This window comes from Pseudomonas sp. AGC41, assembly GCF_057334555.1.
Window position 1 is genome coordinate 87,248 of sequence record NZ_JBHFJB010000028.1, and the last position, 12,046, is coordinate 99,293.

11 protein-coding genes are annotated in these 12,046 nt (G+C 50.9%); all 11 read left to right on the forward strand.

The annotated features are described in order from the left end of the window. The first annotated feature begins 72 nt into the window (after positions 1-72). The 11 genes from ACE04F_RS05145 to ACE04F_RS05195 all read left to right on the forward strand — a co-directional run bounded on the left by ACE04F_RS05145 (position 73) and on the right by ACE04F_RS05195 (position 12,020). Positions 73-1,413: an alginate export family protein gene (locus ACE04F_RS05145; RefSeq protein ID WP_434694916.1), complete on the forward strand. Its 1,341-nt coding sequence runs from the start codon at positions 73-75 to the stop codon at positions 1,411-1,413. 763 nt (positions 1,414-2,176) lie between these two features. Further along, positions 2,177-3,400: a hypothetical protein gene (locus ACE04F_RS05150; RefSeq protein WP_434694915.1), complete on the forward strand. Its 1,224-nt coding sequence runs from the start codon at positions 2,177-2,179 to the stop codon at positions 3,398-3,400. Then, positions 3,397-4,608 (forward strand): aromatic ring-hydroxylating oxygenase subunit alpha, encoded by a 1,212-nt coding sequence (locus tag ACE04F_RS05155; protein ID WP_434694914.1) that lies wholly within the window; start codon positions 3,397-3,399, stop codon positions 4,606-4,608. Before ACE04F_RS05150 ends, ACE04F_RS05155 begins: the two co-directional genes overlap by 4 nt. Positions 4,609-4,690: 82 nt before the next feature. Continuing rightward, a complete protein-coding gene (locus ACE04F_RS05160) occupies positions 4,691-5,299 on the forward strand; it encodes a hypothetical protein (protein ID WP_434694913.1) in 609 nt (202 codons plus the stop codon). Between the two features lie 27 nt (positions 5,300-5,326). Further along, positions 5,327-5,716, forward strand: a complete 390-nt coding sequence (locus ACE04F_RS05165; RefSeq protein WP_434694912.1) for a nuclear transport factor 2 family protein — start codon at positions 5,327-5,329, stop codon at positions 5,714-5,716. Positions 5,717-5,742: 26 nt separating this feature from the next. Further along, complete coding sequence (locus ACE04F_RS05170) at positions 5,743-7,005, forward strand: NAD(P)/FAD-dependent oxidoreductase (RefSeq protein ID WP_434694911.1); 1,263 nt, start codon at positions 5,743-5,745, stop codon at positions 7,003-7,005. 29 nt (positions 7,006-7,034) lie between these two features. Beyond that, on the forward strand, positions 7,035-7,355 hold the full coding sequence (locus ACE04F_RS05175; protein ID WP_434694910.1) for a 2Fe-2S iron-sulfur cluster-binding protein: 321 nt from the start codon (positions 7,035-7,037) through the stop codon (positions 7,353-7,355). 18 nt (positions 7,356-7,373) lie between these two features. After that, positions 7,374-8,786 carry an aldehyde dehydrogenase family protein gene (locus ACE04F_RS05180; protein ID WP_486105311.1) on the forward strand — a complete coding sequence of 471 codons (1,413 nt, stop codon included), beginning with the start codon at positions 7,374-7,376 and terminating at the stop codon, positions 8,784-8,786. Positions 8,787-8,923: 137 nt separating this feature from the next. Then, positions 8,924-10,216: an aromatic ring-hydroxylating oxygenase subunit alpha gene (locus ACE04F_RS05185; RefSeq protein ID WP_434694908.1), complete on the forward strand. Its 1,293-nt coding sequence runs from the start codon at positions 8,924-8,926 to the stop codon at positions 10,214-10,216. 31 nt (positions 10,217-10,247) lie between these two features. Then, positions 10,248-10,727 carry an aromatic-ring-hydroxylating dioxygenase subunit beta gene (locus ACE04F_RS05190; RefSeq protein ID WP_434694906.1) on the forward strand — a complete coding sequence of 160 codons (480 nt, stop codon included), beginning with the start codon at positions 10,248-10,250 and terminating at the stop codon, positions 10,725-10,727. Between the two features lie 237 nt (positions 10,728-10,964). Next, positions 10,965-12,020: a maleylacetate reductase gene (locus ACE04F_RS05195; RefSeq protein ID WP_486105312.1), complete on the forward strand. Its 1,056-nt coding sequence runs from the start codon at positions 10,965-10,967 to the stop codon at positions 12,018-12,020. Positions 12,021-12,046: the final 26 nt, after the last annotated feature.

Consider the following 12,046-nt stretch of genomic DNA (forward strand, 5'->3'; position numbering starts at 1 on the left):
ACTGGCAACTTAGCCAGAGCATCCTTGCGCATCAAGTAAACCTTTATTATAAAAATAATAGTGAGGAATGTCATGTCATACAATAAATACGCTAATATTAATCGCACACGATTTTTTGGAGGTGTATGTGCGATCTTTATGACCTCGTCGAGTTTTGCTTTAAATCTATTTGATGATGGGAACACCCGGGTGGATGCTAAGCTTGAAATCTGGATGGGTGCTATGCATAGTCAGCAAAGTTACATGCAGTCGGGCACTCTTACCGAGGGAAGTCGTGAATGGATGGAAGGTTATACCGAGTACGGCCTCAGTGGTATTCAAAAGCTTGCTGAAGAAGGTTCATCCTTATATGGGGCAATGTCTGGATTGACTAGCGGAACTTTTGGGGATGGGGATCCTGCTGGATTTACGAATGGCACGGAGCGTAAGTCGGACTGGGAGGAGCTTTATCTTGGATGGCGTTCGGGAGATTTTTTTCCGGGGTTGGGGGTCGACGGATTGGATATCTCTTTTGGCAGCCAGAAAATAATAGTGGGCGATGGTTTCGTTATAGCCGGTGATCAGCTGAACTTTGGACATGAAATCCTAGATGGGCAACTGAATCGCGGAGGCGGGTATTATATGGGGGTGCGTAGGTCGTTTGATCGGACGGGAATCATTCGCATAGGGGGGAGCGAAGGATGGCGCGGCGATCTCATGTGGCTGGCGTCTGACAACCCCGCTCAGGCCAAGCCTGAGATGGCGGTTGCAACACTTGAGCATGTCTCACCTAAAGGGACGGTTGGATTAACTTACATTGATATAGTGGACATCGATGATAAACTTTCTTTTTTGTACCCAGATAGAAAGGGAACTAAGGTTTACAGTGTTCGTGGGCAAGGCAATGCCGGGATTGACAGCTTATCGTTGGCGGGGCATTACGTTTTGCAGAATAAAGAGCATGGGGCCTCTGAGAGTGCTTGGTATTTAGAAGCGGGATGGACACTAGCTTCTTTTCCTTGGGCTCCCACTCTTAGCTACCGCTACAGCTATTTCTCTGATAAGTATGACCATTTGTTTTATGGCTACGTTCATGGGCCAGGGACGTGGTTTCTCGGTGAGGTTTCGGGAAATTTTGCCGGGCCCTTTAATACTAATAGCCGAGTCAATCAACTGTCTATTACTGCCAATCCAGGTGAGAGGCTAAGTGTTGGTGCGGTTTTTTACAAGCATGCGCCTGTAGATACATCACTTGGTGATTTGGGGGGGAAGGAAATGGATATCTACGCGTTATGGAGGGTAACCGACTACGCGACCATAATTCCGTTAGTGGGTATCTACGATCCGGACGCGTCGTACAGCGAAGGCGGAAGCCAGATTGGAAATGATAAATATAATCTGTACACGGCTCTCGTTCTCGGATTTAGCTTTTAATTCGTGAGCGCTTGGTCAGTATGGAGTAAGAGCACGCAGTGGGACTAGACCTCGCCTCCGTGAGGTCTGTTTAATTACTCTGGAGCGAGGTGCTACGAGGCTAATAAGAGATGTGTTTTATCATGTCTTCGAGCCTGCTCTTCTTCTAGTTTGATATTTTGTGTTGCATTGGGGGGGCTTCTCTTAACATAGCTGTTGTTTGAGGGGGCAGAACAATTACAAGGTTTTGTTTGGAATCGTAGTTTTCACCAAGTTAGATTTGATTGGATGAGTGCTGAGAAAGAGTAGTACATCTATCTAGAATTCATTGTTCGCATTTAAAAGCGGGTCCCAACTAAGTTACGAATCGGTACATGAATCTCGATCAAGCGTGCAGCGTCATGTCTCGCGATAGGACGCGCTCGCGCTGTTACTCCATTTTGCCTGAATTGGCTTCTCGGCTTGAGTGACTTGATAAGCCCTCGCCCTTAATGAGGTTTCCCGATATGTACTCTTTGAGATCTGAGGAACCTCAGGCATTTCCAAGAGATCGAGTTGGAGCTTGCGATGGTAGGGCAGGCTCCAAATCAGCCCATCAAGCGAATCAAGGCAAGATATTCACATGAATGCTCACATAAAAACTCATTTGTAAATAGAATTTCTGCTGATTTGTTGGGCAATTTGACCTTGAATTTTCCACAAATCCAGGCGAAATTGGGCTTGAAGGCGGAGAGGTTTTTCAGGTAGATTGCGTCAATGATCACGTGAATGAGAGAATAATAATATGGATTCTGTGACTACTGCACTGGTCAAGCCTGACCTCGGCGCGCGGACTGCCTTGAGTTACACGTACGTCGCGGTGTTATTCGCGATGGGCGCATCAATGGCTTTTTTCGCCCCCTTAATGTTGGGTGTTATCGCGGCCCAATATTCATTGAGCTTGTCTGCCGCAGGCGGCATCGTCACGTTGGAGATGGTGCTCACTTCCGTTACGGTTTTCGCGTTGGCGAAGCCTTTGAGCCGCTTGAGCTTAAGTAGGGTATCCACTGGGGCAGCGGCGATCGCCTTGAGCGTTCAGTTGGTGTCGTGTCTGGACTTATCGTTAGGGGCATTCGTTGCGATCCGTGCGATCTCAGGTATTGCCTGCGGCTTCTTATATGCGGGCGCCGTCTACTGGGCCTCGCTTCATCGGCATGGCGTGCGCATGATGGCATCTGCTTTTTTCTTGGCAAATCTCCTTACTGGCGTATGTATGGGTATATTGCCCATGGCGATCGAAGAAAACGGTGCAAAAGTGTTTTTCTATTCGCAAGTTATTTTATTTGTTCTGCCGCTCTTGATTTCCTTCTTTAGCGGAAATCTGGTCCGTCCTGGGGGGGCGCAATTCGTGCAGAGGTCCATGAGAGGATCAAGTGCGAATTGGTTCGCGATCAAACTTTTGCTTGTGTGCAGCGTATTATGTAACTTGGCGATGGCAATGCTTTGGACTTATTCGGAGTTTCTCGCCCAAGTGCGTGACTTCGACGCCAAAACCATCGGCATTATTCTAGGTTTAACTACCCTATTCAGTATTGGTGGATCAATTTTGGCGGGGATCTTTGACCGACGATTAGGCGTAGTTATGCCTCTCTCTATCGGGTTGCTTGTGGGGGCGCTTGCCGGCGTTATGATGTCTGCTGGCCAATCATTATTCCTGTATGCAACGGCGATGTTTCTTTACGGCGCCGCAGCATTTTTCGTGATGCCCTTCGTTATCGGAAGTGCTTCTGCTCTTGATTCGGGAGGGTGCGCCGCCAACCTCGTGGGTGGGGCGGCATTTTTAGCTGGTGCTGTCGCGCCAGCACTTGGAGGACTCCTCAGTGATGTCGTATCAGGCGATGCGGTAGGCTGGACCGCTTGTGCCTCATGCGTCTTAGCCGCGATATGCGTATTCATCGTACGTAGGAGCCTTGATGCTCCGCAATTAACCCCTTCAAACAAAAACAATATCCTCGGAGGTGAATCATGAGTTCCTGCCCTAGCAAAGTCTCGTCATCGTCGCTAATCTTCGGTGCGGGCGTTCCTAAACCCGTATTGACTGATGAAGAAATTAAACTCGTTCGCGATGGCTCCAACGGTGTTCGCGGTATATTGCCTGCCCGCTTTTACACGGATCCAGATATCTGGAAGTGGGAAGTTGAAAATGTCCTGAAGAAAAATTGGTTATTTGTCGGTCCTTGGGATTGGGCGGAGAAGCCTGGCGACTACTTCACCATTGAGATGTTCGGTGAGCCGCTGGTTATCACGCGGGACAAGGAGGGTGAGTTGCACTGCCTTGTCAACTCTTGCCGCCACCGTTGGGCTAAAGTGGCTCAAGAAGAAAAGGGTAACGCTAGCGTCCTCGTATGTCCTTACCATCGCTGGTCTTATAATCTAGATGGTTCGCTTCGAGCAATGTCGCTTGAGTCCATACAAGGTTTGGACAAGAAAGACTGCGGTTTGCCACAATTGCGTCTCGAGTTATGGAATGGACTCATATTCATTAACTTTGACAAAGATGCAAAGCCACTCGCACCTCAGCTCGCGGAGGCGGACAAGTACATTAAAAATTACGGCCTTTCGAAATTTAAGTTCGCAGACAAAATGCCGTATGAGTCTGATTGGAACTACAAGTTTTCATTTGAGACCGGTTTCGAAGCTTACCATCACATTGGCGTACACAACGAGCGCATTAGTGAAGCCATGCCTCCTGCAGCTCATCGTGTCATTGCTTCCGGTGAGCTTTTTACATTATATGGGCAGACCGGCACGCAGGAAATGCATGAGGCTGGTGTGTACCACCCTTTTGGCACTCCGCCATGGATGGATGAGCAGCGCGCTGCGGATCGTTCGTATGACGCCATGTACCTTGGAGTCTATCCAAGCTTGATCTGTTTTATCCAGCCTCATCAGATTTCTTTCATTACTACTCAGCACAAGAGCGTCGATAGGAACCAATCGGCATCCTGCATTTCCATTGCGGACTGGGCGCACGAAGTCCCAAATGCCCAAACTTTAATTGCTAATGAAGTGCAATTTATGAAAGACGTGCAGGACGAAGATACATTGGCCTGCACTTCACTTCAGGCCGGAGTTCGCTCTTCGTTCAACAAGCAGGGCTATTTGCATCCTAAGTTTGAAGGCTGGTTGCACCACTATTATGAATGGTGGGTGAACCAGATTCAGAAAGAGGAGTAGGTCGTAACTAACAAACGCAGGGCGCCGCATTCGCGATGCGCCTTGGTGTCAAACTATTGTCGTCACAACTGGAGTTAGAAAAATGGCTATTTTGAGAATGTTCAACGGTGATGTTTACGCAGACATCGATTCGATCAATCGCATCATCGGCCCGATGGAGATCGGCCAGTTCAATGTCGACTCAGCATTTTTGCGCGAAGTACGGTCTTGGTCGTCGCCGATCAGGCAGGACCAGGCGGAGCGTGTCTTGAAGTCGCTGGACGCAGATACAGAGGCAGCGCTGGTTGGCGGCGGCTTCGATCATCGCCGAGTAGGGAATCTCGTCGCCAATGATAACGGAGGCTTCTCCATGTGTGTGCGTTTCCTTGGTGGGGATGCAGACGCTCCTGTGGCTGAGCTCTCCAAAGAAACGATTCAAAACTATCTGACGCCACACCACCTGCTCGTCAATAACATTCACTTCTTGTTCGCAGGCTTAATTGCCAAGGGCTTGCAGCTAAAAAACGGTCAACAGTGCGTAGTTTACCTCTCGCCGGGCGAATACATGCGTCTAAATCACGAGGTTTTCAACTGGCCAATTTTTTCGCAAGGCGCCGGTACAGTAGCCGTCAGCTGCTATGACCTGCCCGTCGAAGAACATAAGTTTGATTTGCACCCAGAATTGACAGTTCCGACAGAAATGCGTTTCTGACTCAACCCACTAGATAAGGAGTGAAGTATGTCCTCACATCTCTCTCAGGACGAAGCGGAAGTTACTGCGGTCGTTCAGAAATATATAGATGCCATCGCCCTGACCCGTCCTAGCGACATGATAGAAGTCTTCCATCCACAGGCGCTCATGGCTGCGCAATTTGGAGGTCGGCTTGCTATCACGGCAGGCAAGGTGGGTGAAATGATAGTTGATTACATGTCTAAGCTCCCGCCAACGTTCGAGCACAGCCCAAACTTTAAAGGTCGTGTCTTATCCGTCAAGATTCACAGCGATATCGCTGCGGTGGAGCTTGCAGAAGATCAGCTTGAGGGCGGCGATATGAAAACCTTCTTCCTGCTCAACAAAACCGATGGCGACTGGATTGTGACCGCTAAAGCTACAACGAACGCGGCTTGAGGCTTAATCCTAAAAAGGTTACGACAATGAGCGCGAAACTTGAACAAACTTCGCTTACTAACAAACGGATTGTCATCGTGGGTGCGGGCCACGCTGGCGGAACGGTAGCGGCTATGCTGCGTGAGTATTGCCCTGACTGGTCTATCACGATGGTGGGCGAAGAACCGGAGGCACCTTATCAACGCCCCCCGCTGTCCAAAGCATGGCTAAAGGGGGGGACGGATGCCGACGCACTCACCTTGAAAACCCCTTCGTTCTACATAGAGCACAACATTGCACTGCTTTCCAGCGTCCGCGCTGACCGCGTCAATGCTCTACAAAAAAAGGTTTGGCTTTCTGACGGATCCATACTTCCCTACGATTACCTCGTTCTCGCCACCGGTTCAAGGGCTGTTCCCATACGGGTCCCGGGGGCGGATCTCGGCGGTGTGTTGTCACTGCGCAGCATCGCTGACGCTAAAGCGCTGAAAGCCGCCATCCGACCCGGGGAAACGGTGGCGGTGCTAGGTGCGGGTTACGTTGGTTTGGAAGTCGCAGCAACCTGCCGGACATTAGGTATGCAGGTCGTCGTATTGGAGCGTGAGGTGCGGGTTTTGTCCCGCGTCGCTTGCGGAACATTGTCTAGCTTTATGACCTCGCTACATGAGGCAGAAGGTGTGCGGTTCGAATTGGGCGTCAGCGTTGTGTCGTTTGAAGGGAGCAACGGCCGTATATCAGGCGTAAAGCTAGCGGACGGACGCACGATTTCCTGCAGCGTAGCGGTCGTTGGTATTGGTGCCGTTCCCAACCAGGAAATCGCAGAGCAGGCTGGCTTGGAGTGCGACCGTGGAATCTTAGTTAATCTCGAGGCCCGAACTTCCGAGCCGACAATTTTCGCGATAGGTGACGTGTCGAAGCGCCCAATGCCTCTGTACAACTGTATGTTCCGTATGGAGAGCGTGCCCAACGCGCTAGAACAAGCCAAGCAAGCGGCATGCGCGATTGCAGGCAGACCGGCGTTCGCCTGCGAGGTGCCCTGGCAGTGGTCCGACCAGTTCGATACGAAGCTGCAATTCGCTGGTTACCCTTTCGATGCCGATTCAGAGCTCGTGCGCGGTGATCCTGACAAAGGTAAGTTTTCCGTTTTCCATTTAAAAGGCGACGCGGTGCGTGCGATCGAGGCCATAAACTCCCCTGCGGAGTTTATGGCGGGGAGAGCGCTCATTGGAAGCGGCAGACTGGTTGACCGGCAGAGGCTTGTAAACCCTTTGGTTTCCATGAAGGAAGTCATCATGGAGCATATCCATTAGCAGAGCGTTTGAGAAGGATTGACATTGATATGGCAAAGATCATCTTCATTGATTTCCAGGGCACGAAGCGTTGCGTCGAAGGTAGCCCCGGGCAATCTGTAATGGATGCGGCCCGAAAAAATAGCGTGCCAGGGATTGTTGCTATGTGCGGCGGCAGTTGTGCTTGCGGTACGTGCCACGTGTATGTGGACGAGGAATGGGTCCCACTAGTAGGCGTGGCGCCCGAGCAAGAGCGCGAGATGTTGGACTACGCCTTCGAAGTGCAAAGCAACAGTCGCCTCTCATGCCAGATCAAAGTAACGGCGGCGCTTGATGGCTTGGTCGTCCGCACACCTTCGCGGCAAGAATGAGTAGAAACGGAGAAGTAAATGCGCATTTACACGATGACGGTCGATGGTCATAGCGTTACAAGCTCAGACACGTTCCCAGTCTTGAACCCTGCCGACGAATCGGTAGTTGCCGAAGCGCCGAAGGGTACCGTTGAGCTGCTTGACACTGCGGTCGCCGCAGCCCGCAGGGCATTTCCCGGTTGGGCCGCGCAAACACCTGAATATCGGTCGGCCAAACTGAATGAAATTGCTGATCTTATCGAGGCCAATGCTCAAGAGTTATCTACGCTTCTGACGCTTGAGCAAGGTAAGACTCAAGGAGAGTTCGGTGCGGACTATGAAGTGGGCGGCGCCGCTGCATGGACACGTGTCACTGCTGGCTTGCGACTGGATGATGAGGTGATCCAGAACGACGCGCAGGGCAGGATCGTCGCGGTGCGAAAGCCGCTTGGCGTGGTCGCGTCCATCACTCCGTGGAATTGGCCACTAGCCATCGCCATATGGCATGTCATGCCAGCCATTCATATCGGTTGTACAGTAGTCATAAAACCCTCTCCCTATACACCTCTGACCACGCTTCGCTTGGTCGAATTGATGAATACTCTATTGCCGCCGGGAGTCATTAACGTCGTCACGGGCGGCGCGGAGATTGGCGACCGCATTTCCACGCATCCGGACATTAATAAGATCGTTTTTACGGGTTCGACAGCCATCGGTCGCCACATAATGTCTAATTCGGCTGGGACATTGAAGCGCTTGACCCTCGAACTCGGTGGCAACGATGCAGGAATCATTCTCCCAGGCACGAACATAGACCCGTTCATTGATCGCTTGTTCCTCGCCAGCTTCTTGAATTGCGGACAGAATTGCTCTGCTCTCAAGCGCCTATTTGTCCATTCATCCCAATATGAAGAAATCGTCGAAAAGATTGCTGCTTATGTTTCAACTAAGCGCGTCGGCAACGGTCTGGATGCGAGTAATCATATCGGCCCATTGAGTAACAGAATGCAACTTGAAAAAGTTGCTTCGCTTGTAGAGGATGCACGTAAACGTGGGGCTAGAATTGTCACCGGCGGCATGCCTCTTAAAGGTCCCGGTTACTTCTACAAGCCCACTGTTGTCGCGGACGTATCCGACGACATGTTATTAGTCAAAGAAGAACAGTTCGGTCCGGCCTTGCCTATTCTCAAATATGAAACGGTTGAAGAAGCCGTGGCGCGCGCGAACTCGTTAGACGTAGGCTTGGGAGGCTCTGTATGGAGCAACGATGTCGAGGCAGGGGCTAAAATAGCTGCTCTCCTTGAGTGCGGTACCGCTTGGGTCAATTCTCACTCGTTACTGAGCCCCATGGCACCATTCGGTGGAGTGAAGAGCTCAGGTATCGGGACGGAGTTTAGCATTGATGGGTTGAAAGAATACACTTACATACAAGTGATAAATATTGCTAAGTAACTATGTGATAGTCTGGAAAAAAATATAGAATAATCTACGAAGCCTGGCTTCGGCCGAGTGATTAATGCAACAGCATTATGTCGCCCGAGGCACAGTTAGCGATCCTCTGGCTTATAGTAAATATTAAGGAGTTATCCATGTGCCCAGAACTCTCAGATACACCGACAGCGCAGCCTATCGTTCTTCGTCGCAATGTTACTGATCTGGTAAAACCAGACCGCATCCACACATCTCTATATACCGACCCGGCGTTGTTCGAGGTTGAAATGGAGAAAATATTTAAAACTACCTGGGTATGGGTGGCGCATGAAAGCGAAATACCTGAATCGGGCAGTTTCAAGAATCATTGGGTTGGAAAGGAGCCAGTCATAGTGGTTCGTGACCGTAAGGGCGAGATCAATGTGCTGCTGAACCGCTGTCGTCATCGTGGCGCAACAGTTTGTGAAGGAAAGTCGGGTAAGACTAACAGTTTTGTATGCCCCTATCACGGTTGGAGCTATGCACTCGACGGATCGCTGCGCGGAGTCCCTTCGCCTGAAAGCTACGGTGAATCACTGAACAAAGCCGACCTCCCTTTGGTCGGCCTACGAGTCGCAACTTATGCAGGGATGGTATTCGCTACATTCAAACAGGACATTATGCCGTTGTCCGACTGGCTGGGCCCAGTGAAGAAATGGATAAATTTGTTTATGAAGCAAGGTGGCGGCCATCCAATCAAAGTGGCGGGAACGCACCGCTTCCGCTTCCCTGGCAATTGGAAAATTCAGCTGGAGAACACCACAGACGCGTACCATTTCCCTATCGTTCATAAATCCTTTCTCAGCTCGGTTGACGAGGAAATGTTGCAGACAATGGACTTCTGGAATAATCCAGGCTTCGTTGAGGACTTAGGAAATGGCCATAGCGTCAATGTGATGATTCCTGAACTGGTAGATTTGGAAGCGGACCTTGAGCGTGACATCCCTGAGCGTTTCGAAGAGCTCGCCGTGGAGTTACGCGCAGAGGGTCGCGATGAACTCAGTGTTCGTCGCATCGTTCGCGCAGTAGGCGGTGCGGGTTTCAACCTCAATCTGTTTCCCAATGTAGCTTGCTCGATGGCTTTCTTCCGTGTGCTTCAGCCTATCGCGGTGAACGAAACCGAGATCCACCACGTCGCTCTCGTTATGGATGGCGGTCCCGCTGGTGCCAATCAAGCCAGAATGCGTGTGCATGAGCATTTCCAGGGACCGATGGGATTCGGCACACCAGATGACGGTGAAGCATGGGAGCGTGTGCAAAAAGGGGCCGCCGCCGGCACAGACTTGTGGGTTCTGGTAAATCGCGGCCTGCCCAACGAAATTCTTGGAGAAGATGGCCCGAAGAGCGATGTAAGTGCTGAGACCGGTATGCGAGCCGCTTACCAGCAGTGGCTCAAAAGTATGTCTGCTTGAAAGTCGTCCAGAACTTGAAAAGAGAACTCAAATGAACACCGAATTGTTGCAACAGGTAACGGCCTTCATCTGGACTGAGGCCGACATGCTCGACCAACTCGAATACAACGCTTGGCTTGAGCTGTGGGAAGAAGACGGGCTTTATGTCGTGCCTATTGATCGCTCTCCTAATACGGAGTACAGCAACGTGCTGAATTACGCATACGATGACAAGAACATGCGAACGCTGCGTGTGGAACGGTTGACCGGGGGGGAATCCATTTCAACATCGCCCGTGCCCCGCACCGTGCGTCAAGTTTCACGCATTCGTATCATCTCTGATGCCAACGGGATTATCACCGTTCGCGCAGCTCAACTAATGACTGAGTATCGAAAAAGCAACATACGCTACAACACCGCTGACGTCGAGTTTCAGCTCGCCAGAACTCTTGATAGCTTCAAAATTAAGCGCAAGAAGGTGCTGCTTATCAATTCCGACGACGCATTGGTTACCGTAGGATACATTTTTTAACTTTTAGAATTCACAAGGGCTGTGAATCTTAGATGGACAGGCTCCGCGTGGACCCAGCTTTTTACAATGGACGTTCAACGGCCTTATGTGCGCCTTGTCGGCACACGTATATACGCTATTAACTGGTTACAAGTTTGCCATTTTTGCCGCCGACAATCTTCACCAACGCGATAATCCCCGCGGTGCCGTGCTATGCGCGTCTCGCATTATGTGATTAAGCCTTATGAGACAGCACACATGTTGAGCTTCAATTTTCGTATCAACCCAGCGCGGATTGTGTTTGGTCGCGGCGCGTCACAAAATATATCCGCTGAAGTGGAAAAACTTGGTGGTAAGCGTGCATTAATATTGTGCACCCAGAACCAGAAAGTGAATGCCGAGAGAGTGGCAGCGCAGCTTGGCTTGTTAAGCGGTGGTGTTTTTGCAGGGGCAGTGATGCACACGCCAGTAGATGTAACTGAAAAAGCGATGCAGGCATTTGTTGAAACTAAAGCCGATTGCATTGTTGCTTACGGAGGAGGGTCTACAATTGGGTTGGGCAAAGCTATCGCGTTGCGTAACGATGCCGCGCAAGTAGTGATTGCAACCACCTATGCCGGCTCAGAGGTGACCCCAGTGCTCGGTGAAACTGAGAACGGTATAAAACGAACCCGCAGTGATGCGCGAATCTTGCCGGAAACCGTTATCTACGACCCTGAACTCACATTAGAACTGCCGGTAAAGGTAAGCGTGGCCAGCGGGCTGAACGCAATAGCACATGCGGTCGAAGGATTGTATGCCCAAGATCGAAATCCTATTTCGAGCCTACTAGCGGTCGAAGGACTCCGTTCCATGAGTGAAGCGCTTAGGTTAATTGTTAAACAACCGGGGGATATTGAAGCGCGTTCACTAGCTTTGTATGGGGCATGGTTGTGCGGAACGGTGCTCGGGGTTGTCGGAATGTCGCTGCACCACAAGCTTTGCCATGTGCTCGGAGGCAGTTTCAACCTGCCGCACGCTGAGACCCATGCGGCCATCCTCCCGCATTCAATTGCTTATAACGCTAGGGCCGCAGCAAACGAACTTGCGCCTGCCGCTGCCTTGTTCGAGGACGATCTCCCTGGCGGCTTATATGATCTCGCAGAGACGCTTTGCGCGCCGCGCTCGCTGTGCGAGTTGGGTTTGGCTGAGTCAGATCTGGACAGGGCATCCGACATTGCGGTCAGCAATCCATATTGGAACCCTGAAGAAGTCACTCGGGACGGCATTCGTGCTTTGCTGCAACGTGCATGGGCGGGCCATCGCCCAAACTAAGCGGCTCTCAATTTGCAAAAAATACC

What these genes read in the sequence shown, in the direction of transcription:
- ACE04F_RS05185 (WP_434694908.1), top strand. Translation starts at nt 8,924, where the DNA reads ATGTGCCCAGAACTCTCAGATACACCGACAGCGCAGCCTATCGTTCTT.
- ACE04F_RS05190 (WP_434694906.1), top strand. Translation starts at nt 10,248, where the DNA reads ATGAACACCGAATTGTTGCAACAGGTAACGGCCTTCATCTGGACTGAG.
- ACE04F_RS05145 (WP_434694916.1), top strand. Translation starts at nt 73, where the DNA reads ATGTCATACAATAAATACGCTAATATTAATCGCACACGATTTTTTGGA.
- ACE04F_RS05180 (WP_486105311.1), top strand. Translation starts at nt 7,374, where the DNA reads ATGCGCATTTACACGATGACGGTCGATGGTCATAGCGTTACAAGCTCA.
- ACE04F_RS05165 (WP_434694912.1), top strand. Translation starts at nt 5,327, where the DNA reads ATGTCCTCACATCTCTCTCAGGACGAAGCGGAAGTTACTGCGGTCGTT.
- ACE04F_RS05195 (WP_486105312.1), top strand. Translation starts at nt 10,965, where the DNA reads ATGTTGAGCTTCAATTTTCGTATCAACCCAGCGCGGATTGTGTTTGGT.
- ACE04F_RS05170 (WP_434694911.1), top strand. Translation starts at nt 5,743, where the DNA reads ATGAGCGCGAAACTTGAACAAACTTCGCTTACTAACAAACGGATTGTC.
- ACE04F_RS05155 (WP_434694914.1), top strand. Translation starts at nt 3,397, where the DNA reads ATGAGTTCCTGCCCTAGCAAAGTCTCGTCATCGTCGCTAATCTTCGGT.
- ACE04F_RS05160 (WP_434694913.1), top strand. Translation starts at nt 4,691, where the DNA reads ATGGCTATTTTGAGAATGTTCAACGGTGATGTTTACGCAGACATCGAT.
- ACE04F_RS05150 (WP_434694915.1), top strand. Translation starts at nt 2,177, where the DNA reads ATGGATTCTGTGACTACTGCACTGGTCAAGCCTGACCTCGGCGCGCGG.
- ACE04F_RS05175 (WP_434694910.1), top strand. Translation starts at nt 7,035, where the DNA reads ATGGCAAAGATCATCTTCATTGATTTCCAGGGCACGAAGCGTTGCGTC.